The following is a 24,683-nucleotide window of genomic DNA, read 5'->3' as shown; positions in this document are numbered from 1 at the left end:
TGCCTGAGCCGGGGCCGGATTTTGCCGTTGGTGCGGCAATTGCGGCAGAACGGATTTTTCCGTGATTTATGACGCGTTTAATTGCTGTTCCAGCTGGTGCAGAACGCGATAACAGGGAAGAACTTTGGCGACGCTGGAATTCGGTTCCCGGCCTTCTCTGATGGCAGCAAAAAATTCACGGTCCTGTAATTCGATGCCATTCATGGACACGTCAATCTGGCTGACGTCGATTTTTTCTTCCTTGCCGGTATACAGGTCGTCGTAACGTGCGATATACGTTGCGCTGTCGCCGATATAGCGGAAATAGGTTCCTAAAGGGCCGTCGTTGTTGAAACTTAGCGAGAGCGTGCAGATCGCACCGCTGCTGCTTTTTAATTGAATCGACATATCCATCGCAATGCCGAGTTCAGGATGAGCCGGACCTTGCAGGGCATGTGCCTGGATGATCTCGGCGCCGCTTTGATAGGCGAACAGATCCACCGTGTGGGCAGCATGGTGCCACAGCAAATGATCGGTCCAGCTGCGGGCTTCTCCAAGCGCGTTGATATTGCTGCGGCGGAAAAAATAGGTCTGCACATCCATCTGTTGCAGCCGGAAGCGGCCGTCCTGCACTTGCCGCTGCACATACTGGTGGCTGGGATTGAAACGGCGCGTGTGTCCGCACATTGCCACCAGCCCCCTCTGGCGTGCCAGATCGACGACAGCCTCGGCGCCTTCGAGGCTGTCGGCCAGAGGAATTTCCACCTGCACGTGTTTGCCGGCACGCAGGCAGGCCAGCGCCTGTTCTGCATGCAATTGGGTCGGGGTGCATAAGATGACGGCATCGACTTCCGGCAACGCGAGGCTGTCGGCCAGCTCAGTGGTGACGTGCGGAATGCCGTAGCGTGCCGCGATTTCGCGGGTTTTTTCGATTTCACGGCTGATCAGCGAAACGACTTCGACTCCGGGAATCTGGCGTATGCCATCCAGATGTTTGATGCCAAATGCGCCCGCGCCAGCCAGCGCGACTTTGATGGTTTTTGTCATGGTTGATTTTCCAGTATCAGATGGCCGACCGCCGTATTGGAAGCCGGTACGTGATAAAAACGTTCTGCCACCCGGGGCGCTTTGCCGCCGGCGACATCGTCCATCGCGCCACGGGCGATCAGCCACATGACCAGCTCTATCCCTTCGGAACCGGCTTCGCGCACATAGTCGATATGCGGCATTTTGGCCAGGTTTTGCGGGTCGCTGATGAGCTGATCGAGGAAGGCGTTATCGAACTCCGGATTGATCAGTCCAGCGCGGGCGCCCTGCAGCTGGTGACTCATGCCGCCGGTGCCCCAGATCTGTACGTTGAGCGGCGTATCGTACGATTCGATGGCGCGCCGTATGGCCTTGCCGAGTTCAAAGCAGCGATGGCCGGATGGCGCAGGGTATTGCACGACATTGACAGCAAACGGAATCACCGGACAAGGCCATGCTTGCGGCTGTCCGCACATCAGCGACAGCGGCACTGTCAGGCCGTGATCGACGTCCATTTTGTTGACGATGGTCAGGTCAAAATCCTGTTGTATCACGGATTGCGCGATATGCGCCGCCAGCTCAGGATGACCTTGCACCACCGGTACCGGACGCGGCCCCCAGCCTTCATCCGCCGGCTGAAACCGTTCGGCGCAGCCGATCGCAAACGTCGGTATCATCTCGAGGCTGAATGCGGTGGCATGATCGTTATAGACCAGGAAAATCACATCGGGCGTGTTTTCCTTCATCCAGGTTTTAGATGCTTCATAGCCGGCAAACACAGGCTGCCAGTATGGTTCCTGGCTCTTGCCCAGATCGAGAGCAGCACCAATGGCAGGGACGTGTGAGGTGTACACACTGGCCGAAATTTTAGCGTGTTGCGTGCTCATTTATTTTTTTCTCCGGTTACGCGGTTGCCGGCGATGGAGCGGCCACCGGCCAGCATCATGGCGGCATATTCTTCCTGGCTCATGCCGGTCATGCTGGCGGCCATGTATTGAAATGAGCGGCCATCGGTAGCCCCGATTTTGGCCAGAAAATAGATGTTGCCGCCAGCGGCCAGGCAGCGGTTCAGATCGCGTGCCAGCACAGCCTGTTTCTGCTCTTCCGTCATTGGCCACTGGTCGAGATACGCGCGTTCATCGGCTTTGAAACGGGCGCGGTTTTCGGCTTTCATCAGCGACATGCAGAACTGGTTCAGATGGTAGCCCAGGCGCGATTGCTCCGCGTCAAAAATCGTGGTGCCGGGGATGTCGCGATACGGTTTATCAAGTGCCATATGAGTCAACTCCAGTATAAGCGCAGTGGATTGTCCACCAGCAGCTTCTGCTGCAGCTCTGCGCTTGGGGCAATGTGTGGAATATAGTCTACCAGCAGCCCGTCATCCGGCATGTGATCTTTCAGATTCGGGTGCGGCCAGTCTGTCCCCCACAGCACACGATCCGGAAATTGTTCAACCAGTGTGCGTGCAAACGGAATCACGTCGCGGTAGGCGTGCGTTTCTCCATGTAATGCCGGCGGGCCGCTCAGACTCAGGCGTTCAGGGCAACTGACTTTGCTCCAGATATGCGGATGTTCACGCATCATTTTGAGGAATAACGCAAAACCGGGGCCGTCGACCGGCTGGCTGACGTCAGGACGCCCCATATGATCGACCACCACGGTAGTGGGTAAGCTGGTGAAGAAATCGTACAGCTCGGGCAAATCCTGAGCCTCGAAATACACGACGACATGCCATCCCAGCGGCGCGATGCGATGTGCGATTTCAGACAGCACTTCACGCGGCGTGAAGTCGGCCAGACGTTTGACGAAATTAAAACGCGTACCGCGTACGCCGGCGGCATGCAGCGCCTGCAGTTCGGCATCGCTGATGTCGCGCCGCACGGTTGCCACGCCGCGCGCCTGCTCACCGGCAGCTTGCAAGGCATCGGCCAGCGCCCGGTTGTCGCTGCCATGACAGGTGGCCTGAACGATGACATTTTTGGCAAAGCCCAGATGATCGCGCAACGCAAATAGTTGTTCTTTGGACGCATCGCAGGGGGTGTATTTGCGTTCCGGCGCGTAGGGGAATTGCGCTGCCGGCCCAAACACATGGCAGTGGGCATCGACTGCGCCGGGCGGCAAAACAAAACGGGGCCGTGAAGGCGCAGGATAAAAATCGAGCCAGCCCGGAGTTTTGGTAACAGGGGGTTCGTGGTTGGTAAGCATGGGGTGTCTTGTTTCCTGATTCAAAAGATTCAATTAATCGATGTAAGTCAGGCCGGCTTTGGCCAGACCTTCACGCATGTTGTAATAGTCCAGCCCGAGCACGCCGGAGGCAAAGATGGCGCGCTTATTGCCTTCGTTGGCTTCGCGTGCGGCTGCGGCTGCGGCTACTTCTTTCGCCAGTGCGGCTGGCACCACGACCACGCCATCCACATCGGCAATCACAACATCACCCGGATTCACCTGGGCACCGGCGCAGACCACCGGGACATTGACTGAGCCCAGCGTGGCCTTGATCGTGCCTTTGGCGTGAATGGCGCGGCTGAATACCGGAAAACCCATTTCGCTCAGATCCTGCACGTCGCGCACACCACCGTCGATGATCAGGCCGCGCGCACCACGTGCCTGGAACGAGGTCGCCAGTAAGTCACCGAAAAAGCCGTCTTCGTTATCGGTGGTGCAGGCCGCGACCACGACATCGCCCGGCTGTATCTGCTCGGCGGCAACATGCATCATCCAGTTATCGCCAGGTTGTAATAAGACCGTGACCGCGGTGCCGCACATGCGTGCACCGGTGTAGATCGGGCGCATATAAGGTTTCATGAGCCCGGTGCGGCCCATGGCTTCGTGGATCGTCGCCACGCCGAAGGCGGATAATTGTGCGACGGCTGCAGGATCGGCGCGAACGATGTTGCGTTTGACGATGCCTAATTGATTGAGACGTTGTGTCATGGGATATCCTTTTTAAAAATCCGGCGGAATGTCTGGCTTAACGCCCTTTGGCACTGAGTGCTGCATCAAGACGCGGGAACACGCGGCGCGCGTTGCCTTCGTAAATCTGGAACTTATCCTGTTCGCTGAGTATGCTGGACGCTTCGATGTAGCGTTTGGTGTCGTCATAGTAGTGACCGGTTTCCGGATCGATGCCGCGTACTGCGCCGATCATCTCGGACGCAAATAAGACGTTTTTGACCGGAATGACGGTATTGAGCAAGTCGATGCCGGGCTGATGATAGACGCAGGTATCGAAGAAAATATTGTTCAGCAAATGATCCTGCAATAACGGTTTTTTCAGTTCCTGTGCCAGACCGCGGAAACGTCCCCAGTGATAAGGCACCGCGCCGCCGCCGTGCGGTATCAGGAATTTCAGCGTCGGGAAATCGGTGAACAGATCAGAGGTCAGACATTGCATGAATGCGGTCGTGTCCGCATTCAGATAATGTGCGCCGGTGGTGTGGAAGCAGTTATTGCAACTGGTCGAAACGTGGATCATGGCAGGGATATCCAGCTCGACCATTTTTTCGTAAATCGGATACCAGGATTTATCGCTCAATGGCGGCGAGGTCCAGTGACCGCCACTCGGATCAGGATTCAGGTTGATGCCGACATTGCCATATTCTTTGACGCACTTTTCCAGTTCAGGGATGCAGGTAGCGGGATCGACGCCCGGTGATTGCGGCAGCATCGCAGCCGGGACAAAGTTATCGGGAAATAATTGCGAGACGCGGTAGCAAAGTTCATTGCAGATCGCAGCCCAGGTGCTCGAAACCTGAAAATCGCCGATGTGATGGGCCATGAAACTGGCGCGTGGCGAGAAGATGGTCAGGTCGGAGCCGCGTTCACGCATCAGGCGCAGCTGATTGCTTTCTATCGACTCACGCAATTCATCATCGCTTATTTTCAATTCCGAGACACGCGGCATCTGGGCACTGTCCTGAATCCCGGCAATCTGGCGTGTACGCCATTGTTCGAGAGATTTGGGGGCGGTCGTATAGTGACCGTGGCAGTCGATAATCATGGGTTTTTTTTGCACGATGCATGTCTCCGTGAAAGCAGAAAAAAAGGTTTAGCGTGAGGGCGACCACAGCGCAGCGGGTACCATGACCTCGCCGCGCATGATCAGGCGCGCGGTGCGTAACAGGGCAGCGCGCAATACGTTTTGCGGATTGTCCGGGTCCAGTCCGAGTTCGACGCTGAATTCTCCGGTGGGGTGTTCGACCGAAACATTGCTGCCGGTCAGTTGCACCAGTCCTTCACAGACCGAGCCTTGCAGCACGCAGGCGGTGGCGACCGTGACGGCGGCCAGCACGCCGATGGCGTCGTGGCAGACATGGGGAATAAAGCTGCGCGTACAGATACTGCCACCTGCACGCGGTTCTGCGATCAGGGTCATCTTGGGATAATTTTTGGTGCTGACGTCCTCCAGTCCCATCAGATGGCCGCAATGAATGCGCAATGCTTCCAGTCTGGCCTTCAGCGCGCTGTCCGCATTCAGTTCAGCCACGCTTTCATAACCGCTGCATCCCAGATCGCCGGCGCGCAACAGAACAAGCGGCATGCCATTATCGATACAGGTGACATCAAGCGAAAAAGTTTCCAAATCCGGGCTGCTGACGGTGACCCGGTCGCGTATCTGGCCGGTCGGCAATAAGCCGCTGCATACCGAGCCGGCGGTATCCAGAAAATTAATCGTGATCGGCGCGGCGCTGCCCGGTACGCCATCGATGCGCGCCGTGCCCTCATAGCTGATGCTGCGGCCGTTGGGCCCCAGCGGCGTCTGTACCGTGATATCACACTGCATCTGGGTATTGACGGTCAGCACCCGTACGGTGGTGCTGTCGCTCTGTGGTGTGATCAGGCCGCGTTCGATGGCGAACGGAACCACGGCAGCCAGCATATTGCCGCAATTCGGCGTGGTATCGACGGTACTGAGCGCCGGTTGCAATTGCACGAACAGGAAATCGAGCGCCACGCCAGGAGTGTTGCTGGGGCTGACGATACCGACTTTGCTGGTCAGCGGATGAGCGCCGCCCATACCGTCGATCTGACGCGGATCAGGTGAGCCCATCACGGCCAGTAAAACCCGGTCGCGTGTGGCCGTATCCGCAGGCAGATCGGAAGCGAGGAAAAAAGGTCCGCGGGAAGTGCCGCCGCGCATGAATAGGGATGGAATAGAGGTTTGCATGGAAAACATTATGCGTCGCCCGCCGCCAGCAAATAAGTGCAAACATTCACTAGCAGATATAACAAACTGGCATAATTAAGTTCATCATATGCATTTATCACCTGAAACCGGGGTAAGAGATGGATCTCAAGCAATTGGAGTATTTTGTGCACGTCGTTGAACTGGGCAGTTTTACGCGCGCGTCAAACGTGCTCAATATCGCCCAGCCCGCACTCAGCCGCCAGGTGCGTCAGCTGGAGGTGGAGTTGCGTCAGAATCTGTTGTGCCGCAATGGTCGCGGGGTGACTGCGACAGAAGCCGGGTTGCTGCTGCTGGAGCATGGGCGCGGCATCCTGCATCAGGTGGCGCGCGCCAAAGAAGACCTGGGCCGGATACGCGGTGCTCTGGCCGGACGCGTGAATGTCGGACTGCCGCCTAGCGCCTCGAAAATGTTGACCGTGCCACTGACACGCGCTTTTCGCCAGCGTTTGCCGAATGCGACTTTGTCCATCAGCGAAGGTTTGTCCACCTCGATGCATGAATGGTTGCTGACCGGCCAGCTGGATATTGCATTGCTCTACAATCCGGCGCTCACGACGGAGCTGGAAATAACGCCGCTGGCGGAAGAAGCGCTGTATTTTGTCGGGCCGCGCAGCGACGATGCAGTAGCGTTGCCGATTACGCTTAGTGAAATCGCCGGGCATGCACTGGTCATACCGAATCGCCCGAATGCGATCCGCATGCTGTTAGAGACAGAAATGGCCAGTCTCGGCTGCAAGCCCCTGATACATCTGGAAATCGATAGTGTGGCAGCGATTCTGGATCTGGTTGCCGATGGCGCAGGTTTTGCGATTCTGACCAAGTATGCTGTGACCACCAGTGCACATCCGGATGCCTATCTGATGCGTCCTATCGTCGCGCCGCAATTGCTGACGCGGCTGACCATGGCGACTGCCGCCGGACGCATCACCACGCTGACCCAAAACGCCATGATATCCCTGATAAAAGAGATCGCCGGTCAGGTTTATGCACACTGAATCAGGCAAATTCTTCGGTATCGATTTCGCGTTGCGTGAGCGGATTGTAGCGCGCACCGGACACGGGGCTGGTCTGCATCAGCGCATCCAGAGCGGCCCGTAACTCTGCACTCAGCATGCATTCAGCGGCACCGGCATTTTCAGCGAGATGCGCGAGGCTGGTGGTGCCGGGCAGGGCGATCACATGCGGGCCTTTTCCGAGCAACCAGGCCAGCGCCAGCTGGGCGATGCTGCATCCGGCCTGCGTCGCCAGCTGCGTCAGTTTCTGGTGTAAACCACGGTTGGCGACCATGTTACCGGCGCTGAAACGCGGCATACTGCGCCGTATGTCATTGTCTTCGAAGGCGTTCACATCGGGCGGGCTATCGCTCAGAAACCCGCGTCCTAATGGGCTGAACGCAACAAAGGCAATACCGAGTTCGCGGCAGGCGTCGAGCACGGCGATTTCCGGATTGCGGGTCCATAGCGAATACTCTGTTTGCAGGGCCGCGATCGGGTGGATGGCATGGGCGCGGCGCAGGGTCGCAGCGGAAACTTCGGACAAGCCGATGTGCCGGATTTTTCCGGCTGCAACCAGATCGGCCAGCGCGCCCACGCTGTCTTCGATTGGCACCTGCTTATCCCAGCGGTGCAGATAATATAAATCGATCACATCGGTACGCAGACGTTGCAGGCTGGCTTCACAGGTTTGCCTGATCGTGGCCGGACGACCATCGATGACACGTTTACCATCTTCCTGAAAAATCCCGCATTTACTGGCCAGCATGTAACGATGGCGGTGCCCGCTCAATACCCGTCCCAGTAATTCTTCGTTGGCGCCGTAGCCGTACAGCGCAGCCGTATCAAGTAGCGTGATGCCGAGATCGAGCGCGCCCAGCAAGACCCGCTCAGCCTGCTCAGCGGTCGGCGGCACACCATAGGCATGGCTCAGATTCATACATCCGAGACCCAGGGCAGAGACTTGCTGTTGCGCGATACGACGTGTTTGCATGAGAAATCCTTTCGATCAGCCCCGGATGGTAAACACCCGCCGCTACGCTGACCAGCCGGCGCCGTGACTAACAGTTATCGCATTACGGCATAACTTATCTAGTTGGCGCTTATTACTTATACAGCGTATAAAGACTGGAAGTTGATATTTTTAGGATTCCTGAAAAACGGGCTTTACCTTTCTCGTTCATACATTGAATTCAACCTTATACTTGGTGGGATGCATATCGCTCTGACACATGAAAGAAAAGCATTCGACATGACAACTCCAGTGATACAAGAAGAACCAACAGGCTGCGGAATCGCCTCAGTCGCTAACATTCTCGGGAAAACTTATTCCCAGATGAAAACGATCGCCAATGAAATGGGAATTTATGCCACAGATCAGTCGCTATGGTCTGACACGCAGTATGTTCGTCGCATGCTCTCAGCTTCCGGGGTGGAGACTTCCAGTGAAGAAGTCCCCTTCGTATCCTGGGAGGCATTACCTGACCTGGCATTACTTGCTATCAAGTATCACCAAGAAAAAGGCAAAGACTTTTGGCATTGGGTTGTATTCAAACGAGAGCACGACAAACATTTTGTTTTAGACTCTGCCAGCTACCTGCCCTCAAACATAAGAACCGATTTCAATGAAATGAAACCTCAGTGGTTCATTGAAGTAAAACAATAAAAAATAAGTCACGCAATGAGTGGCTATCCCTATGGAAAATCTACGTTCACCAGCGCAGATGAATATTCGGACTAATGTTGTCACCGGTTCGCAAAGCAAAGTTGCCACCTGAGAGTAGGGCTTTATGTCCAATGTAAATCGCTGTTTGCTTAACCTATAATAAACTGACTTCGATTGAGATGTCATGCAGCGTTTTGGTAGTGCTCCTCACGATAGATAGTGTCAAGTAATTGCCTGGAAATATTCAAAATCATGGATTGGTTCCCTATAGTTTTCGTTACGTTCAAGGTTCTCGTGCTGGGCACGGGCATGTTCTTCGCCATCAAGTGGCATTACGATCAAGGGCAGAAAGAGAAGGAGATAGAGAAGCGCGTGGTGCTGCGAGCGGGCGGTAAGGTGGCCGCAGTCTTCGTGCTATCGCTCCTGAGCCTGGTGTTCGTCACCTTCGTCTTTGCCAGGATGCTCGGTTTGGACTTGACCTTCCCATGATGGCAAAGAATAGTCAGCCGATATCCGGTGATGCGGCTACCGTCCTGTTCTTCCAGGTAGCTAAACGGACACCACGAGGCAATTTCGTAGTCATTTTTACGCTTCCTTCCTGCTAAATTTATATCAGAATTCAGCAGAAGACTTCCAGAAGTAGAAACAGCCAAAAGGTATTTTTATATGAAAAATCAACAGATGATACAAAATAAAGAACCTTCGAAAAGTCTCGAAACCGCGACTTTAGGTGGCGGTTGTTTCTGGTGCCTGGAAGCGGTTTATCAGCAGATACGTGGTGTGCTGGCGGTGGAGTCGGGTTATGCCGGTGGGTCGGTATTACAGCCGACTTACGAGCAGGTTTGCAGCGGCACGACCGGGCATGCGGAAGTGGTGCGTCTGAGCTTTGATCCGGCGCTCATCAGTTACCGCGAGTTGCTGGAAATTTTCTTCACAATTCACGATCCGACCACGCTGAACCGGCAGGGTAATGATGTCGGGACGCAGTATCGTTCGGTTATTTACTTCCACGACGAGACGCAGCGACAGATGGCGCAGCAGGTGATTGCTGCAATGGCGGCGGTGTGGGATGCGCCGCTGGTCACGGAACTGAGTCCGGTGCCGGTGTTTTACCGGGCAGAGGCTTATCATCAGAATTACTACCGGCAGCATCCGCAACAGGGTTACTGCACGTTTGTCGTGGCGCCCAAAGTCGCCAAGGCGCGTCAGGTATTTGCAAATAAAATGATTTCCTGATCTGTTTTGCAATTATTTATTTGTTATGATCTCCCGGTTTGCCTGAGGCTCCGTTGGTCTGAGCGTTCAGGACTATCACGACGGGAGAACGGCAGATGGCATTGCGCGATGTGAATGCGGCGACCATTGATCTGGTCAGACAATATGAGGGTATCCCGGACGGCGATCCGGCAACCAGTGCGATCGATCCGTATCTGGACCCGGTTGGCATCTGGACGATTGGCTGGGGACATGCGATTACGTATCAGGGACGCTTTCTGCGTGGCGATGCCAGCCAGCAGCAGGTTAGAGCCTTGTACCCGGGCGGGATTTCGCTGGATCAGGCATTGACGCTGCTGCACGCCGACCTGATGAATGCAGGACGCGATGTGCTGTCGGTCGTCGCGGTCTCGCTGAATGACAATGAATTTGGCGCACTGACCAGCTTTGTCTTTAATCTCGGCATCGGCAATCTGCGCAATTCCACTTTGCTCAAAAAACTGAATATGAATGACCGTCAGGGAGCGGCCGATGAATTTGGCCGCTGGATTATGGCGGGTGGCCAGCCTTTTCCCGGCCTGATCAAACGCCGCGCCGCTGAACGCGCCCTGTTTTTATTACCGGTTTGAGGAGATGTCGATGTTCACTATGATGTTGAGCAGGGTATGGAGCCGTCTGCGTGGCCTGGGCCTTGGCGTGCTGTTGTGCGGGGTGGCTGGTGCGTCGCCGGTTCACGCAGCGGAGCCAGAGCGTTTGCAGCTGCCGCTGACGGAGCTGCAATTCAATCAGCCTTTCACTATTTCTGCACCGGGATTGTGCCAGCGGATTGCGGCAGCGCAGCCGGGTGCGGTGGAGCTGCGGATACAGGGTGTGCTGACCCCGTATAAGCCGTTTGATTGCCGTCCGGGGACGCCGCAGGATGTGCTCGGATACCGGCTGCCGGCACTGGACAGCGATAGCCAGGCGGATTTGCGCGAAGTATGGCTTGGTTCTCCGTGGCGCGATGCGAAAGCCGGTTTTCAGCGCACCGTCAGCTATCACCTCAGCCTGAATCTGAATGGCAGTCCGCAGGAGCTGGGGAGCGGCATGTTCCGCCTGCAGGTGTTGCATCCGGTGCAAATGCTGTTGGGCTGCGGCTGTATTTGTCTGGTCGGCTTTGCGCTGCTGCGGCTGGGGCGCGATTCCGGACTGTTGCGTGACCTCACGCACCTGAGCATACAGCGGCGCAGTTTCAGCCTGTCCCGGGTGCAGATGGCATGGTGGTTTTTCATCGTGTTTGCTGCTTATCTGTGGCTGTGGATTGTCGGGGAAGGCATTCCGGCATTGTCTGCCCAGGCGCTGGGTTTGATGGGGATAGGCAGCGCGACTTATCTGACGGCAGCCGGTGTGGATGCCAGCAAACCTCTGCTGGAAACGGAAAGCGCAGGCTTTTGGCGCGATATTCTGAGTGATACGCAGGGACTGGCGCTGTACCGTTTTCAGATGCTGGTCCTGAACATCTTATTCGGACTGCTGTTTGTGATTTACGTGGTGCAGCATGTCCGCATGCCGGAACTCGACAGCAATATTCTGACCTTGCTCGGCATGAGCGCAGGGACGTATGCCGGATTCAAGATTCCGGAAAAACAAACCATGACGACGACCCAGGCAACGCCGGGCGCGCTGGCGGCCGATGATCCGAAAGCCGGATACGCTGCGGCACCGCTCAGTACCCAATAAGCTGCCCAGGCCGAGATTGCGGGATCAGTCGTTGATCCTGCTGTCAGCCGGTGGCAGGGAGTAACGCAGCAGCCACAAGGCGGCGATGCTGCCCAGCCAGTAATCGACAGGCACGCCCGCCAGCCAGTGGTGATGCCAGGGCACCAGCGCCGGTTGCAGCCGGCTGATGCCATAGGCCGGGTTCATCACAAACCACATGCTGTCTTCCACGATCCAGAACACGATCAGGCAGGCGATGATCCTGGCTTGCAGGCGCAGATTCCAGGTTTGCAGCAGCACCAGCGGAAAATGAAAAAACAGGGCAATGAACGGAAACACCCAGGCATGGTAACCGGTCATCGCTCGGCCACCCCAGAAGATATCGAGCAGCCAGTGTTTTTCAATGCGCCAGGTCGGCAGATTACTGCCCCAGCCCGCAGGGCCTTCAATCTGGATTTCGACCTGTGCAAACAGAATTGCCAGCAGGCAGACCCAGGCCAGCGTCATATAAACGGATTTGACAGTATTAGACATGGCGGTCAGTGAAAAGCCCGGACAGGTGCAGGCGGCGGTGTTTGCAGCACACGCTGGATTGCTTGCGCCGCTGCATGCGGCTTGCCCAGCGCGCGGGCGCGGGCGCGCATCTGCTGCAGTTGCTGCGGATGCTGCAACAGGTAACGCACCCGGTACAGCAGACTCATATCATCATAAGCCTTCAGCGCGACTCCTTGCTCCATGAGGAATTCGGCATTTCGTTCTTCCTGACCGCGGATGGGGGAATTCACGATCATCGGCAGCCCCATCGCGAGGCATTCTGCGGTGGTCAGTCCGCCGGGCTTGGTAATGACCAGATCGGCGCAGGCCATCAGACGTTGCACCTGATCGGTATAGCCCAGCGGCAGCAGCCGCCCGGGGATACGCTCTGCCAGTTCGCGCAAGGCATCCAGAGCACGGGTATTGCTGCCGGTCAGGACGATCAGCTGAAACGCTTCGTCAAGCTGCAGCAGGCGTTCTGCCAGTTGTTCCAGCCCGCCAATGCCGGAGCCGCCACCCATCAGCAGTACTGTCGCCTGCTCCGGGCGCAGCCCGTATCCTCTGGCGCAGGCAAAGCGATTGGCAGGTTCGCCAAAGGCCGGCATGACCGGAATACCGGTGAGGTGGATATTCGAAGGGAGAATACCTTGCTGCCGCATGCGATCGGCAATTTCTTCGTTTGGTGCAAAATAACCGGCCATACGCTCATGCACCCACATGCGGTGCAGGTCAAAATCGGTTACCTGCACCCAGACCGGGCAATGCAGTTTTTTCTTCAGCAGTAATCTGGACAGAATTTCTGCCGGTAAAAAATGTGTGCAGATAATCACATCAGGGGCAAAGGCCGCGATTTCCTTCAGCAAAGGACGCGCATTCAGATGCTCAATGCTGCGGCGCAGCCGTTCCATTTTTCCATCAGCCTGCGCTTCATTGCTGATCTGATACAGATAAGCCCACAAAGACGGTGCTTTGTTCACCAGCCGGATATACCAGTCAGTATAGATTTTACGAAAACCTGCCGTCACGAATTGCATTACATCCAGATGGCAGACATCGAGTGCGGCATCATGCAGCAGGGCGGCCGCGTGCAGTGCTTCTGCTGCACGCTTATGTCCGGCACCGGCTGAGACGCTCAGCAACAGGATTTTTTTTCTGACCATGGCGGAGGGAGTCTGGGAAATAAGATGAATTTCCCAGACTAACACGCAAGTATGATGCTTTGATGACGCCGTATTCCGGCGTGAGCGCCGCACCACAGGTGGTACAGCAGTGATCAGGCGCAGTGACTGCACCTGCAGGAGATGGGAAGTGCTGACCGGGGTGCAGCCAGCAGGAAAATCAGGGTTGCAGACGCTGAATCTGCCAGCCTGCGGCTGTCTTCAGATACACGATGCGGTCATGCAGGCGGGAGCTGCGGCCTTGCCAGAATTCTAGCCGTTCAGGAACCAGCCGGTAGCCGCCCCAGTGCGCCGGACGTGGCGGCTGATCGCCGAATTGTGCCACCGCCTGCGCCAGTTGCTGCTCCAGGATGGCGCGGCTGGCGATTGGCTGGCTCTGATGCGAGGCATGTGCGCCCTGACGACTGCCCAGCGGACGGCTGTGGAAATACTGATCGCTTTCTTCGGCGCTGATTTTTTCGATGCGTCCTTCAATCCTTACCTGGCGCTCCAGCGCTGTCCAGAAAAACAGTAAGGCACCAAACGGGTTCTGCGCCAGATCATGACCTTTGGCGCTGTCGTAATTGGTGAACCAGCAAAAGCCGCGCTGGTCAAAATCCTTGATCAGTACAATTCGGGAAGACGGCCGCCCGGCAGCATTGACGGTAGACAGGCTCATGGCATTGGCTTCGGCGACATCGGCCTGCAATGCCTGTTGAAACCATTTGCCAAACTGCTCGACCGGGTCGGCGGCGACGTCGGTTTCATCCAGACTGGCTTGCTGATAATCTTTGCGGAGATCGGCGATAGACATGAATATCCTTTTTAATAATAGCTAGGAGTTGATTCCCCGGCGCGCCTGCATGGCAGCGCCGAGTTTCTGCATCTGTGTGGCATTAAACAGGCGTTGCGCCATCGGGGCGATCTGACCTTCCTCAATCTGCATGTGCTCTGCGTAAAGCGCAGAAAAATCTTCCACATCGGAAGCAGAGAGATCGGTGCCGCTGCCGTCTTCGATCGCGAGCAACTGTTTTTCCAGTGTTTTCCACTGTGTTGCCATCTGCTGGTGCTGCGCCAGAATTTTATCCATCAATGTCGCCAGCAGACTGGCATCTTCATCCTGCGCCGTTGCCTGCAATTCGGGCAGCAGATCAATTTCCTCATCTTCATGGTGCAAGGGAGCGGCCTTGTTAAAGTAACGCAGTACGGCTTTGGCGGCCTGCTGAGCGCTTTCATCAATGCCGACGTCACTGAGGTGGCTGACCAATTTATCCAGCGTGGCTAATTGCTTACGAATACGGTCATGGCAGTGCTTCAGTACCGCGAGCGGCTGGTCAAAACCAGGGGCGCTGTCAAATAAACTGTTCATACTGGCTCCTTCTGGAGTGAGTGTTCCATATTATGCATGACGCAGGACGGCGATGCTTGCGACACATCAATCAGGGTCTTGTAAAATGGCGCCTGCTTTTCCATTTTCTCTCATTATGCAACAAGATACGGATATTGATTTTGACCGCCGTTTTGGCGGCATCGCACGGTTGTATGGCGCGCAGGCGCTGCAACGTTTTCAGGATGCGCATGTCTGCGTCATTGGTGTCGGCGGCGTCGGCTCCTGGGTGGTCGAGGCGCTGGCACGCAGCGCCATCGGGCAGCTCACCATGATTGATCTGGATAATGTGGCCGAGTCGAATATTAACCGCCAGATTCAGGCAACCAGCGACACGCTGGGTAAAGCCAAGATCACCGCGCTGGCGGAACGGATCGCGCTGATTAATCCCGGTTGCCGGGTGCATCAGGTGGAAGATTTTATCGGGCCGGAAAACGTCGCCCAGATGCTGGGTGAAGACCGGTTCGACTACGTAATTGATGCGATCGATCACGTCAAGGCAAAAACGGCACTGATTGCTTATTGCCGCGAAAAAGGTATTCGCCTGATCACCATCGGTGCTGCGGGAGGGCAGACCGATCCATCTAAAATCATGATCCGCGATTTGTCGCGTACCGAGCAGGAACCTCTGCTGGCGCTGGTGCGCAAACGCTTGCGCCAGAATCACGGATTCCCGCGCGGCACCAAGACCAAATTCGGGATTGACGCGGTATTTTCAATGGAAGTACTGACCATGCCGGAAACAGCTGAGAGCTGTGCCGTAAATACAGCAGAACTCACGCCGGATGACGGCGCCAGCCAGGTCGATGTATCGCGCAATGGTGGTGTGACCGGGCTCAATTGCGCCGGGTTTGGTTCATCCGTCGTGGTGACGGCATCATTTGGTCTGATGGCCGTGGCACAGGTATTGCGCCAGCTGGCTGGCATGAAGAGTGTCGGCCAGTAATAGCAAAGCGCTAAAAATTCCTTTAAGAAAAGTTTCCTTGAAACAATAATTCACACATTCCGTCTGTTTGCTGTCATCGCGGGCTTGAGTTTCAGGCAAGCGGGAAGTACAGTGAAAAGGCATGTATTGCACATGCTTTTTCACCGTCGTCACCGGTATATGAGAGGATATTCAATGAGCACATCAGACTTTGCCAGCCCAGTCGCTGATCATGAACAGAATGTAGTCAGCCAGATTGAGCAGGAGTTTCTGGCATTTCGTCTGGGAAAGGAAGAATATGGCATCCATATTTTACAGACACAGGAAATCCGGAATTTTGAGACGCTGACCCGGATTGCGAATGCACCGGAATATCTGAAAGGCGTGATGAACCTGCGCGGTGTGATCGTGCCGGTGATTGATATGCGCCTGCGTTTTGCAACAGGAAGTGCTAATTTTGACGAATCGACAGTCGTTATCGTACTCAATATCAAGGGGCATGTGATCGGCATGATTGTTGACAGCGTTTCTGACGTGGTGACATTGCCGGCTTCTGCCATCAAGCCGCCGCCAGAGCTGGGCACGGTTTTCTCCAGCGATTATCTGATTGGCCTGGGCGATATTGACCAGCGCATGATCATTTTGCTGGATATCGAAAAACTGATGTCCGGCCCTGAGCTGGGACTGATTACGGACGAGAAAAATAAGTCCTGATTCCGCACCGGCAGCACCATGCTGCACCATGTTGCGATAAGGGCGGCAGGATCATAAAAAACACCGGCGCGAAAGCAGCCGGTGTTTTTTTATGACCTATATGCAAAGCCGGACAGCCGCGTGACAGATGTATTGCGACCGGCTGGCAGGAGCGGATGTGATCAGTCAATCTTGAAATTAAATTCCACCACCGTGGTTTGCGGCCGTGAAATCGGCGCATAGCGCCACTGCATGACGGTCGCGATAACTTCTTTATCGAAATGCTTTGCCGGGCGCGCTTTGATAATATCGACTTTGGACACCTTGCCGTCTGTTTCCACATGAATCAGCGCGCTGACCGAGCCTTCTGTCACCCCGGCACGTACAGCCGTGGCAGGATATTTGGGCTGGATGTTACTGATCAGTTTTAAGACGATGCGCTCTGGTTCTGCCGCTTTGTTTTGTGCTGCTGTGGGAGGCGTTGCAGGTGCAGCCGTAGTTGCCGCAGGCGGTGCCGTCTCTGCAGGTTTGGGCGCGACGGTGGGGGTGGTGACGGGCGCCGGAACAGACGCTGCAGGCAGGGATTCTTTTGCCGGTGCGCTATTTTTAGCCGGAACAGCTTTGCTTTCCTGAGCGCGTTTTGCTTCCTGCGCCTGTTTCTCTCTGGCTTCCCTCAGCAGTTTTTCTTCCTGTGCAATTTGTGCTGCGGTCTTGGTTGAAGCCTGATCCATCCATTTGGTGACGTCCGCGACATGGTCGTGGCTGACCGGATTTTTCACCAGACCGGTTGGTTGTGCGCTGGGCGGGGAAGACGGCGCAGAGGACGGCGGGGTGCTGCTGTTTTCTTCCGGTGCCGGGGTTTTGGAACATGCCGCCAATATCAGGCTGACTGCCAGCAGGCTGCCTGCCGGCAATAAATGTCTTTTGCTGCTGTTCTGAACTACCTTATTCATATCTCTCCACATATAAATCGGTTACAACATGCATATCCCGGGTACGGTACTGAGAGCGGTCAAGCCGCGTTATTTTCACAGACTGGACATGTCTGATATTTTTTTTTGTGCGCACCCGGCGTTCCGGATTTTTTACCAAAAATGGTATAAAAAATAAGCGGCTATGCTGCCATGGAATGAATACTATGGCAATGCTGTGCCGCAACACCGGAAATCCCTGCAATCAGGGAGTTTCCATGTGCTGTCGAAAAATAAATAGCAGGAAATGTGCCAGTGCCTGGCAGGAAGACCGGGGAATGTGAAAATCAGGTAGCGCAACAGGCGGTGGCAGCTTGTGACGCAGCCACCGTTTTACTCAGACGCCGATAGCAGGAAGGCAGCAAGTTCAGGATTTGCCGAATACCTCGTTAAGTTGCTGTGTGACGCGGATGAATGTGGTGCGTTTGGTCAGCTCCTTGAGCTTGTGTGCGCCCACATAAGTGCAGGCGGAACGCACGCCGCCCAGAATATCCTGCAGGCTGTCGGCCACCGGACCGCGATAGGGAATCAGCACTTCCTTACCTTCCGAGGCGCGGTATCTGGCGACGCCGCCGGCGTATTTATCCATGGCCGCCTTACTGCTCATGCCATAGAAGCGCTTGAACTGGCGGCCATCGCGTTCGATCAGATCACCGGCGCATTCATCATGACCCGCCAGCATGCCGCCCAGCATGATGAAATCGGCGCCGCCGCCAAAAGCCTTAGCCAGATCGCCCGGCACCACACAACCGCCATCGGCGCAGATCTGACCGCCGAGTCCGTGCGCGGCATCGGCGCATTCGATGATGGCCGACAGCTGCGGATAACCGACACCGGTCATTTTGCGAGTTGTGCAGACCGAACCGGGGCCGATGCCGACTTTCACGATATCGGCACCGGCCAGAATCAGCTCTTCCGTCATGTCACCGGTCACCACATTGCCTGCCATGATGGTCAGGTGCGGGTAGGTCGTGCGTACTTTCTTGACGAAATGGATGAATCCTTCGGTGTAGCCATTGGCCACATCAATGCAGACATATTCGATGGCATTTTGCGCGCGCGTCATCACTGCGCAGAATTTGTCAAAATCGGCCTGCGTGATTCCCATCGAGTAAAACGCCGAAGACTTTCTGTTTAGTCCGGAGAAATAACTCACCAGCGTTTCTTCGTCATAATGTTTGTGCAGCGCCACGGACAGCTGATGCGTTTCCAGCACCGCTGCCATTTCCAGGGTACCGGTGCTGTCCATATTGGCTGCAATGATGGGAATGCCGCGATAGGTTTTGCGCGAGTGATGAAAAACGAATTCGCGCTCCAGATCAACCTGGGAACGGGAAGTCAGCGTGGAACGTTTGGGGCGGATCAGAACATCCTTAAAATCCAGCCGCAGGGTTTCTTCGATATGCATAACGACTCCGGAATGCGTCTGGCGGACGCGGGAAAGGGCAGCCTGATCCGCCGGGGCGGACAAGACCGTTGAGCCGTAATTCAGTATAGTGCAAAAAAAATTTTACGTGCCGATGCGTTCCGGAATACTGCTTATCACTTCAGCGATATATCCGGTTCGGGTGCGTGAGACTGCATCAGCGTGGACAATGCCAGCGCCGCTGGCATGGATCAGTGGCAGTTGCCGCTGCCTTTGTCGGTGAAGCGCTGGCCGGGAACGGGCAGAAACTCCCAGTCGTAGGATTGTTCGTGCAGGCGCAGCTTCAGGACACCGTGGGTCGAGTTATCCCGGATTTCCGTTGACAGGCGCGGCAGGAACATCGGTGTCAGCTGCGCACCGCCGGTGCCGACGACGAAACTGCGTATGCCATTTTTGTCGTCGCGCTCGCCATTGCTATCCAGCGGTACAAAGCGCTCATAATCATGATCGTGCGCAGCCAGCACCAGATCGGCCTGCGCGTCGGCCAGTATTTTCCAGGCTGGCTGCATGCGTTCATTACGGCCATGACCGCCGGAGCTGAATAAGGGGTGATGCCAGAAAGCCAGTGTGCAACGGGATTTCTTTTGTGCCAGCTCCTGCTGCAGCCATTCCAGCTGCTTTTGCATGGCTTGCGGATCCAGGTTGCTGTTAAGCGAAATGATTTTCCAGTGACCAGCCTGCACCGCATAATAGCCGCGCCGTTCCGGTCCGGCGAGGTCGCCAAAATAATTAAAGTAACCCAATGCTTTCGGCATGCCGTATTCGTGGTTGCCGGGCGCTGGCAGGGTTCTGTTTTTAAAGCGGCCCCAGGTCGGTTCGTAGCAACGGCTGAATTCTTCCGGCCGGCCGACCGGATAAGTATTGTCCCCCAGCGTGAGCACCAGCGCATCGGGGTCGTTGTTCAGGTGGCTCAGGATCAGATCGGATGTGCGGGCGGCCATGCTGTCGGCAGCAGTTTTTTTCTGGCAATCGGCAATGTCACCGGCGGCGTAGAGCGTGATGGTTGCCGGGACAGTGTTTTTCTGGTGGTTCTTTTTTGCAGCCGGCGCCAGGTCTGCAGCCTGGGTCAGAAGGGTGAACAGTGCAAGCGGTAGTGACAGGTAAAAGGGAAGGCGCATAAGGTATTTCAGAGGGCAAGGGCGGCCGCAATGCGGCGCAAAGCGCGTATTTTACCTGTTCAGGCAGCAGCGGGGTTGTGGTAACTGAGGATGCCGCGCGGATAAAAAAACACCTCTTGCCCGGCTGGCCGGATAAGAGGTGTTTTGCTCAAGCCTCCGCGCCTTGCGGTGCGGAGAAGCCGGGCTGCAGCAATCAGATTTTGCCGCTGAATGTCACGAAGAACTGGCGTGGTGCGCCTGTCAGCAGAGTCTGTGCAGTGCCAGTCGGATCAGATGTCTGGAAACCGTTGGAGCCGATCGTGCTGAAATACTGTTTGTTGAACAGATTTTCTACGTTGAACTGTACGGAGAAATCTTTGATGCCTGCCAGATTTTTCTGCTTGTATCCAGTCGACAGATTCATGACCCAGTAAGCCGGAACGCTGGCGTCGTTGGTGTAAGTGTAGAAACGCTTGTCTGTGTATTTCGCACCGACACGGCCAAACCATTGCGGTGTTTCATATGACAGCTCTGTCTTGAACATCAGCTTTGGCGAATCCACAACCTGCTTGCCAGCGATGGCGACCAGTGTCGTGCCGTCCATGTAGTTTGACTTGTACTTGGAGTCGTTATACGTCAGGGAATTGAACAGAGACCAGTCTTTTGCCAGTGTCCACATTGCTGCTGTCTCGATACCCTTGGTTTCCACCTGACCGACGTTCACGAATGTGCTTGGGCAGCCAACAATACCGGCACAAGTGGCGACTGCCATCAGACGGTCATCAAAGCGTGTGAAATAAGCGGCAACAGAGCCAACCAGATTATCGGTTTTGAAGCGATAACCGACATCAACCGTTTTGGAAGTTTCCGGCTTGATGGAAGCAGAGCTCAGGCTAAACGCAGTCTGTGTCTGAGAGAACGGACCATTCACGCCCGGCTGATAAGCACGCATATTTTGCGAGAAACTCAGGAACAGTTCGTCCGATTTGCTCAGTGCATAATTCAGGCCGAGTTGTGGCAGGAAATTTTTAGATGCAGTCAGATCACCGGCAGCACGGGTACCAACGATCGTGACAGCGTTGATTTTGACATTCGGGGATTTGAAGCCAACATTCAGTTTCAGCTTGTCAGCCAGCAGGGAAATCGTATCCTGTGCGTAGAACTGAGTGGTGGTAGTCGTGAAGTTTTGCTTGAAGCCAGTCTTGTTTGGATTGCTCAGGAAATAGTTGGTATCCAGCGGCGTGGCATCATAAAAATTCCGGGTCAGTGTGTGCAGGCTGCTTTCTGCCCAGAAACCGGCATTGAGTGTGTGCTGACCGAGTTCTGCTGTCAGGTCAGCAATCACGCCGTTACGGCTGATCGAATATTCTGTGGTGCGGATCGCGATCGGCAAACCATTGGAGGAGCTGCTGTATGGTGTGTACCAGTGGCCCTGACCTTGATTGCTGTGGTGATAAGCTGTCGTTTTCAGAGAAACGTCTTCGCCGAAACGGTTGTCCAGCGTGGCGCCGAGCAGGCTGTCTTTACGCAGGCCGCTGCCCTGATAGTAAGCATCATCCAGGCTGTTGACTTTGCCAGTGTAGATGCCTTTGGCGGCATTTACTGCACGCTGCCAGTCCGGTGCGTAGTTATCCCAGTCGTAACCGAGGCGATTTGCCATTTCGATCGACAAATCCTGATAGTCGACTTCAGTACGGTCAGAGTAGTTAAAGAATGCAGTCAGTTTGCTGTTGCCCAGCTTCTGAACTACTTTCGAATTGAACATATCCTGATTCTGGGAGCCAGTGCCCTTCCATTTTTCTGCACGCTGGCGGGTCGCGCTCAGGTAGGCTTTGGTGCCGGAAGACAGCAAGCCGGTGTCAACACGTGCGAACGTGCGGTAGGTCTTGTTACTGCCGAAAGTCTGTGCGCCGGTCACGCCGAATTCATCGGTCGGAGCGGAAGAGAAAAACTGTACTGTGCCACCCAGATTGCTGGTCGATGCTGTGCCGACAGCACCTGCACCCTGAGACAGGGTAACGCGGCCAATATTTTCAGAGGAAATCGCACGGCTGATATGCAGGCCGTTGTTGTTACCGTAGCTCATGTCACCCAGCGGTACGTTATCCAGCGTAAAGCCCATCTGGCTCTGGTTGAAGCCGCGTGCGCTGAAGCGGGTAGACCACTCATAGGCACCGAACGGATCAGCAGACTGGAAGCTCACACCTGGCAGCTTGTCCAGTGTTTTCAGCGGGCTGGTGCCTGGCAATGCCAGTGCCAGATCTTTTTTGGATACGTCCTGTACCTGACGTGTATTACCCTGGCCGAAGATAACGACGCTGACAACTTCTGCTGGTGCGTCTTCTGCAAATGCAGGTGCAGCAAATGCCTGCAGCAAAATCAGATAAAGCGGGGAACGACGGAATTGGATTGCCATGAGTAAGTTCCTGAGTGTGGTTTATAAATAATTGTTGGAATATGTTGCGTGTCTGTGAACGAATCAGAAGTATCAGCAAGCCTGACCGTTCATCTGAAGCGAGGAAGTCATTTGCTTTTGAATGCAAAGAAAAGCAGCAATGTCCGGACATCAACGACGCGAAGTCTAATCAGGCAATGTGACAAGAAAGTGAATTTGGATTGGATGAAATCCTCGCTACATTTCTGCAACAAAATCACTGATATAGTCATCAGGGTGAAATATTTTTTTGCATTAAATGCGGTTGGTGCATCCCCGGTTTTTATCCGGGAACAGTGTTGGCGATACATAAAAAAACAGACGCACGGCAATTGCAGTGCGTCTGTTTTATGGCAGACGGGAGTCTGGGGTGCTGGTGGATGTGCCGGTTCAGGGCTTTTGTTTGAAATCAAACATGCCCATCAGGTCACCCAGCGCAGGTCGGTTCAGCGGTACGTATGGATTCTTTTTATCGGTCACCGGATTTGGCAGATTGTCGCGGCTGCGTTTGGACAATGGTGCCAGTTTCCAGTTGCGCTGAATGAATTTCAGGATCGATGCGTGATCGTAATAGGTATGATCGACATGTCCTTTTTTCGCATACGGTGACACGGCAACCAGCGGAATGCGTGTGCCGTCGCCGAAGAAATCGATGAACTGCACATAACCGGAGTCATAATAGCCACCGCCTTCATCGAAGGTGATCAGGATCGCTGTTTTTTTCCACAGTTCCGGATTTGCTTTAACGCGGGCGATCACGTCGGCAGCCAGCTCGTCAAAGCTCGACTCCGAAGCATAACCCGGATGGCCGGACAGGCTGTCATACGGCGCAATGTAAGAGACCGCGGGAAAGGATTTCTCGTCTTTTTTTACATCGACATAGAACTGGTGCAGGTCTTGTAATTTGTTTTTATCCGGACCGGTCATGGTTGAAGCGAAGAACGATGGCGTGTCGCACATGGCGCAATACTCTTTGTCCACATTCTTACCGTCATTACGACCACCGCTATACCATTTCCAGGAAACACCGGCAGCAGTCAGCGCATCACCGATATGGGGAATGGTTTGCGGCGGCAGCAGGAATTTATCCGCACCCAGTGCCAGCGGTTCGCCCAGTGGCGAGTAGGCTGGATCCATATTATTCACCATGTAGTAGGTGTCCGGTGCGCAATTGCCCTGGTTGAATGCCTGATACGGCAGTTTTTTCAGGAAGGCATGTATACCGGTAGCACCCGGCTGCGACAGGTCGGCGCACTGAATGTAGGTGCCGCCACGGTAGCCGTCTTCGGTGTACCAGTTATTGGTATTGGGCTGCGGATTCGGGTTTTCGATCATGTTGGCCGGAGGAACCGCAGGTTTACCCTGATCGGTATAAAAAGTCACGTCGCCGGTTGCCAGCGCCAGATAGTTGACGGTGGTGCCGCCCATGATCGGCTGGTGATAGTTATCGGCAATCGCGTAGTTGTCCGCCAGTCTCTTGAAGGTCGGCGCATCGCCGGTGGACATATTGTAAAAGCCCATCGCAATGCCGCCCTGGTAGGTGCGGCCGGGGGCGAAAGGAATGGGGGCGTTGCTAGGGCCAACACCAGTCATTTCAGCGACCCAGACAAACAGGTCATTGTTTCCGCCGTTAATCTGTTGCCACATCTGGAAAAAACGGTGTACCGGATCGCCTGTATGTGCACCATAGCTGACGTGCTTGGTGATTTGAAACGGTCCGTTCGGCATATCTGACGGGAAACGCGCATCCGGCACATCATGACGCTGGCCGAAAGCACCGGCAGCATACGGCTGCGGCAGGCTGGCATAAGGGGCTTTGACGGTTGGCGCCGGAAGATAGGTCGTGACATTTTCCGCTGTCTTTTGCGCTGCCAGATGGTAGTTCGGCCCCGGCGAACCATCGGCTTTGACGATGCCTTTAGACCAAAGATTAGAAATGGTCTGCTTCTTTTTGGGCTGATACACGCCGTATAGATTATCAAATGTCCGGTTCTCACCCACCAGCACAATCACGTGCTCAATCGGTGTGGTGGTGACAGTCTGGGCATAGCTGCCGTGGGCGTACAAAGCGCTGAGTAAAAGCGCTGACAGGGGAATATTTTTCATCATGGAGTCAGCAAATTGGAATGAGGTGGAGAAAGGATTGCGGTCGCCCGACCCGTGGCAGATATTGTTCCCAGGCTTGTCTGCCGTGTTCATGACACGTTATCGACGCAGACAGCCATCCGGAGTGGACGAATGCTGAGCGGTGATGCTAGCAGTGTCAGATGACATTCATGTGACATGCCCGGATAT

25 protein-coding genes are annotated in these 24,683 nt (G+C 55.1%); 8 read left to right on the top strand and 17 right to left on the bottom strand.

Annotated features, from left to right (window positions below; genetic code table 11):
- Positions 1-66: 66 nt before the first annotated feature.
- Genes H8K27_RS09145 through H8K27_RS09115 form a run of 7 tightly spaced genes read right to left on the bottom strand, consistent with a single transcriptional unit; the run spans position 67 to position 6,172 of the window.
- Positions 67-1,026, bottom strand: coding sequence for a Gfo/Idh/MocA family oxidoreductase (locus H8K27_RS09145; RefSeq protein WP_186862872.1), 960 nt, complete (start codon positions 1,024-1,026; stop codon positions 67-69).
- Complete coding sequence (locus H8K27_RS09140; RefSeq protein ID WP_186862871.1) at positions 1,023-1,892, bottom strand: class III extradiol dioxygenase subunit beta; 870 nt, start codon at positions 1,890-1,892, stop codon at positions 1,023-1,025. The genes H8K27_RS09145 and H8K27_RS09140 overlap by 4 nt, the downstream gene beginning before the upstream one ends.
- Entirely contained in the window at positions 1,889-2,281 is a 393-nt protein-coding gene (gene ligA, locus H8K27_RS09135) for a protocatechuate 4,5-dioxygenase subunit alpha (RefSeq protein ID WP_186862870.1), read from the bottom strand. Before ligA ends, H8K27_RS09140 begins: the two co-directional genes overlap by 4 nt.
- Positions 2,282-2,286: 5 nt before the next feature.
- The gene (locus tag H8K27_RS09130) at positions 2,287-3,210 is read right to left on the bottom strand and encodes an amidohydrolase family protein (RefSeq protein ID WP_186862869.1); all 924 of its coding nucleotides are present in this window, start codon (positions 3,208-3,210) and stop codon (positions 2,287-2,289) included.
- 33 nt (positions 3,211-3,243) lie between these two features.
- Complete coding sequence (gene ligK, locus H8K27_RS09125; protein ID WP_186862868.1) at positions 3,244-3,939, bottom strand: 4-carboxy-4-hydroxy-2-oxoadipate aldolase/oxaloacetate decarboxylase; 696 nt, start codon at positions 3,937-3,939, stop codon at positions 3,244-3,246.
- 37 nt (positions 3,940-3,976) lie between these two features.
- Positions 3,977-5,005 carry an amidohydrolase family protein gene (locus tag H8K27_RS09120; protein WP_186863113.1) on the bottom strand — a complete coding sequence of 343 codons (1,029 nt, stop codon included), beginning with the start codon at positions 5,003-5,005 and terminating at the stop codon, positions 3,977-3,979.
- Between the two features lie 48 nt (positions 5,006-5,053).
- Complete coding sequence (locus H8K27_RS09115; protein ID WP_186862867.1) at positions 5,054-6,172, bottom strand: 4-oxalomesaconate tautomerase; 1,119 nt, start codon at positions 6,170-6,172, stop codon at positions 5,054-5,056.
- Between the two features lie 119 nt (positions 6,173-6,291).
- Between H8K27_RS09115 and H8K27_RS09110 the strand changes: the two genes are divergently transcribed.
- The gene (locus H8K27_RS09110; RefSeq protein WP_186862866.1) at positions 6,292-7,188 is read left to right on the top strand and encodes a LysR substrate-binding domain-containing protein; all 897 of its coding nucleotides are present in this window, start codon (positions 6,292-6,294) and stop codon (positions 7,186-7,188) included.
- Position 7,189: 1 nt separating this feature from the next.
- Here H8K27_RS09110 and H8K27_RS09105 read toward each other — a convergent pair whose 3' ends face one another.
- The gene (locus H8K27_RS09105) at positions 7,190-8,179 is read right to left on the bottom strand and encodes an aldo/keto reductase (protein ID WP_186862865.1); all 990 of its coding nucleotides are present in this window, start codon (positions 8,177-8,179) and stop codon (positions 7,190-7,192) included.
- Between the two features lie 102 nt (positions 8,180-8,281).
- Between H8K27_RS09105 and H8K27_RS09100 the strand changes: the two genes are divergently transcribed.
- From H8K27_RS09100 to H8K27_RS09080, 5 genes are all read left to right on the top strand, one after another.
- On the top strand, positions 8,282-8,851 hold the full coding sequence (locus H8K27_RS09100; protein ID WP_222610640.1) for a C39 family peptidase: 570 nt from the start codon (positions 8,282-8,284) through the stop codon (positions 8,849-8,851).
- Between the two features lie 252 nt (positions 8,852-9,103).
- On the top strand, positions 9,104-9,340 hold the full coding sequence (locus tag H8K27_RS09095; RefSeq protein ID WP_186862864.1) for a hypothetical protein: 237 nt from the start codon (positions 9,104-9,106) through the stop codon (positions 9,338-9,340).
- Between the two features lie 177 nt (positions 9,341-9,517).
- Positions 9,518-10,087, top strand: a complete 570-nt coding sequence (gene msrA / locus H8K27_RS09090; RefSeq protein ID WP_230419117.1) for a peptide-methionine (S)-S-oxide reductase MsrA — start codon at positions 9,518-9,520, stop codon at positions 10,085-10,087.
- A 95-nt stretch (positions 10,088-10,182) separates the two neighbouring features.
- Entirely contained in the window at positions 10,183-10,695 is a 513-nt protein-coding gene (locus H8K27_RS09085) for a lysozyme (protein ID WP_186862863.1), read from the top strand.
- A 10-nt stretch (positions 10,696-10,705) separates the two neighbouring features.
- Complete coding sequence (locus tag H8K27_RS09080; protein WP_186862862.1) at positions 10,706-11,785, top strand: hypothetical protein; 1,080 nt, start codon at positions 10,706-10,708, stop codon at positions 11,783-11,785.
- A 24-nt stretch (positions 11,786-11,809) separates the two neighbouring features.
- Here H8K27_RS09080 and H8K27_RS09075 read toward each other — a convergent pair whose 3' ends face one another.
- From H8K27_RS09075 to H8K27_RS09060, 4 genes are all read right to left on the bottom strand, one after another.
- A complete protein-coding gene (locus H8K27_RS09075) occupies positions 11,810-12,298 on the bottom strand; it encodes a hypothetical protein (protein ID WP_186862861.1) in 489 nt (162 codons plus the stop codon).
- Between the two features lie 5 nt (positions 12,299-12,303).
- Positions 12,304-13,458, bottom strand: a complete 1,155-nt coding sequence (locus H8K27_RS09070) for an MGDG synthase family glycosyltransferase (RefSeq protein ID WP_186863110.1) — start codon at positions 13,456-13,458, stop codon at positions 12,304-12,306.
- Positions 13,459-13,636: 178 nt separating this feature from the next.
- Positions 13,637-14,269 (bottom strand): pyridoxamine 5'-phosphate oxidase, encoded by a 633-nt coding sequence (pdxH, locus tag H8K27_RS09065; RefSeq protein ID WP_186862860.1) that lies wholly within the window; start codon positions 14,267-14,269, stop codon positions 13,637-13,639.
- Between the two features lie 21 nt (positions 14,270-14,290).
- A complete protein-coding gene (locus H8K27_RS09060; protein ID WP_186862859.1) occupies positions 14,291-14,824 on the bottom strand; it encodes a hemerythrin domain-containing protein in 534 nt (177 codons plus the stop codon).
- A 115-nt stretch (positions 14,825-14,939) separates the two neighbouring features.
- On the opposite strand from H8K27_RS09060, the gene H8K27_RS09055 reads away from it, so the two are divergent.
- Entirely contained in the window at positions 14,940-15,788 is an 849-nt protein-coding gene (locus H8K27_RS09055) for a tRNA threonylcarbamoyladenosine dehydratase (protein WP_186862858.1), read from the top strand.
- Positions 15,789-15,962: 174 nt separating this feature from the next.
- Positions 15,963-16,481: a chemotaxis protein CheW gene (locus H8K27_RS09050; RefSeq protein WP_186862857.1), complete on the top strand. Its 519-nt coding sequence runs from the start codon at positions 15,963-15,965 to the stop codon at positions 16,479-16,481.
- Positions 16,482-16,642: 161 nt separating this feature from the next.
- Here H8K27_RS09050 and H8K27_RS09045 read toward each other — a convergent pair whose 3' ends face one another.
- From H8K27_RS09045 to H8K27_RS09025, 5 genes are all read right to left on the bottom strand, one after another.
- Entirely contained in the window at positions 16,643-17,413 is a 771-nt protein-coding gene (locus H8K27_RS09045; RefSeq protein ID WP_186862856.1) for an energy transducer TonB, read from the bottom strand.
- A 385-nt stretch (positions 17,414-17,798) separates the two neighbouring features.
- Positions 17,799-18,839 (bottom strand): GMP reductase, encoded by a 1,041-nt coding sequence (locus tag H8K27_RS09040; protein WP_186862855.1) that lies wholly within the window; start codon positions 18,837-18,839, stop codon positions 17,799-17,801.
- Positions 18,840-19,048: 209 nt separating this feature from the next.
- Complete coding sequence (locus H8K27_RS09035) at positions 19,049-19,975, bottom strand: metallophosphoesterase family protein (RefSeq protein WP_186862854.1); 927 nt, start codon at positions 19,973-19,975, stop codon at positions 19,049-19,051.
- Positions 19,976-20,168: 193 nt separating this feature from the next.
- A complete protein-coding gene (locus H8K27_RS09030) occupies positions 20,169-22,370 on the bottom strand; it encodes a TonB-dependent receptor (RefSeq protein WP_186862853.1) in 2,202 nt (733 codons plus the stop codon).
- A 408-nt stretch (positions 22,371-22,778) separates the two neighbouring features.
- Positions 22,779-24,497: an alkaline phosphatase family protein gene (locus H8K27_RS09025; protein WP_230419116.1), complete on the bottom strand. Its 1,719-nt coding sequence runs from the start codon at positions 24,495-24,497 to the stop codon at positions 22,779-22,781.
- Positions 24,498-24,683: the final 186 nt, after the last annotated feature.

The organism is Cognatundibacterium griseum (genome assembly GCF_014284195.1).
Classification (GTDB): Bacteria; Pseudomonadota; Gammaproteobacteria; order Burkholderiales; family Burkholderiaceae_D; genus Undibacterium; species Undibacterium griseum.
The sequence above is the reverse complement of the archived record's forward strand: the minus strand, read 5'-3'. Positions and strand labels throughout refer to the sequence as shown.

Coding starts and splice junctions, on each gene's coding strand:
- H8K27_RS09145 (WP_186862872.1), bottom strand. CDS start 1,026: ATGACAAAAACCATCAAAGTCGCGCTGGCTGGCGCGGGCGCATTTGGC.
- H8K27_RS09140 (WP_186862871.1), bottom strand. CDS start 1,892: ATGAGCACGCAACACGCTAAAATTTCGGCCAGTGTGTACACCTCACAC.
- ligA (WP_186862870.1), bottom strand. CDS start 2,281: ATGGCACTTGATAAACCGTATCGCGACATCCCCGGCACCACGATTTTT.
- H8K27_RS09130 (WP_186862869.1), bottom strand. CDS start 3,210: ATGCTTACCAACCACGAACCCCCTGTTACCAAAACTCCGGGCTGGCTC.
- ligK (WP_186862868.1), bottom strand. CDS start 3,939: ATGACACAACGTCTCAATCAATTAGGCATCGTCAAACGCAACATCGTT.
- H8K27_RS09120 (WP_186863113.1), bottom strand. CDS start 5,005: ATGATTATCGACTGCCACGGTCACTATACGACCGCCCCCAAATCTCTC.
- H8K27_RS09115 (WP_186862867.1), bottom strand. CDS start 6,172: ATGCAAACCTCTATTCCATCCCTATTCATGCGCGGCGGCACTTCCCGC.
- H8K27_RS09110 (WP_186862866.1), top strand. CDS start 6,292: ATGGATCTCAAGCAATTGGAGTATTTTGTGCACGTCGTTGAACTGGGC.
- H8K27_RS09105 (WP_186862865.1), bottom strand. CDS start 8,179: ATGCAAACACGTCGTATCGCGCAACAGCAAGTCTCTGCCCTGGGTCTC.
- H8K27_RS09095 (WP_186862864.1), top strand. CDS start 9,104: ATGGATTGGTTCCCTATAGTTTTCGTTACGTTCAAGGTTCTCGTGCTG.
- msrA (WP_230419117.1), top strand. CDS start 9,518: ATGAAAAATCAACAGATGATACAAAATAAAGAACCTTCGAAAAGTCTC.
- H8K27_RS09085 (WP_186862863.1), top strand. CDS start 10,183: ATGGCATTGCGCGATGTGAATGCGGCGACCATTGATCTGGTCAGACAA.
- H8K27_RS09080 (WP_186862862.1), top strand. CDS start 10,706: ATGTTCACTATGATGTTGAGCAGGGTATGGAGCCGTCTGCGTGGCCTG.
- H8K27_RS09075 (WP_186862861.1), bottom strand. CDS start 12,298: ATGTCTAATACTGTCAAATCCGTTTATATGACGCTGGCCTGGGTCTGC.
- H8K27_RS09070 (WP_186863110.1), bottom strand. CDS start 13,458: ATGGTCAGAAAAAAAATCCTGTTGCTGAGCGTCTCAGCCGGTGCCGGA.
- pdxH (WP_186862860.1), bottom strand. CDS start 14,269: ATGTCTATCGCCGATCTCCGCAAAGATTATCAGCAAGCCAGTCTGGAT.
- H8K27_RS09060 (WP_186862859.1), bottom strand. CDS start 14,824: ATGAACAGTTTATTTGACAGCGCCCCTGGTTTTGACCAGCCGCTCGCG.
- H8K27_RS09055 (WP_186862858.1), top strand. CDS start 14,940: ATGCAACAAGATACGGATATTGATTTTGACCGCCGTTTTGGCGGCATC.
- H8K27_RS09050 (WP_186862857.1), top strand. CDS start 15,963: ATGAGCACATCAGACTTTGCCAGCCCAGTCGCTGATCATGAACAGAAT.
- H8K27_RS09045 (WP_186862856.1), bottom strand. CDS start 17,413: ATGAATAAGGTAGTTCAGAACAGCAGCAAAAGACATTTATTGCCGGCA.
- H8K27_RS09040 (WP_186862855.1), bottom strand. CDS start 18,839: ATGCATATCGAAGAAACCCTGCGGCTGGATTTTAAGGATGTTCTGATC.
- H8K27_RS09035 (WP_186862854.1), bottom strand. CDS start 19,975: ATGCGCCTTCCCTTTTACCTGTCACTACCGCTTGCACTGTTCACCCTT.
- H8K27_RS09030 (WP_186862853.1), bottom strand. CDS start 22,370: ATGGCAATCCAATTCCGTCGTTCCCCGCTTTATCTGATTTTGCTGCAG.
- H8K27_RS09025 (WP_230419116.1), bottom strand. CDS start 24,497: ATGATGAAAAATATTCCCCTGTCAGCGCTTTTACTCAGCGCTTTGTAC.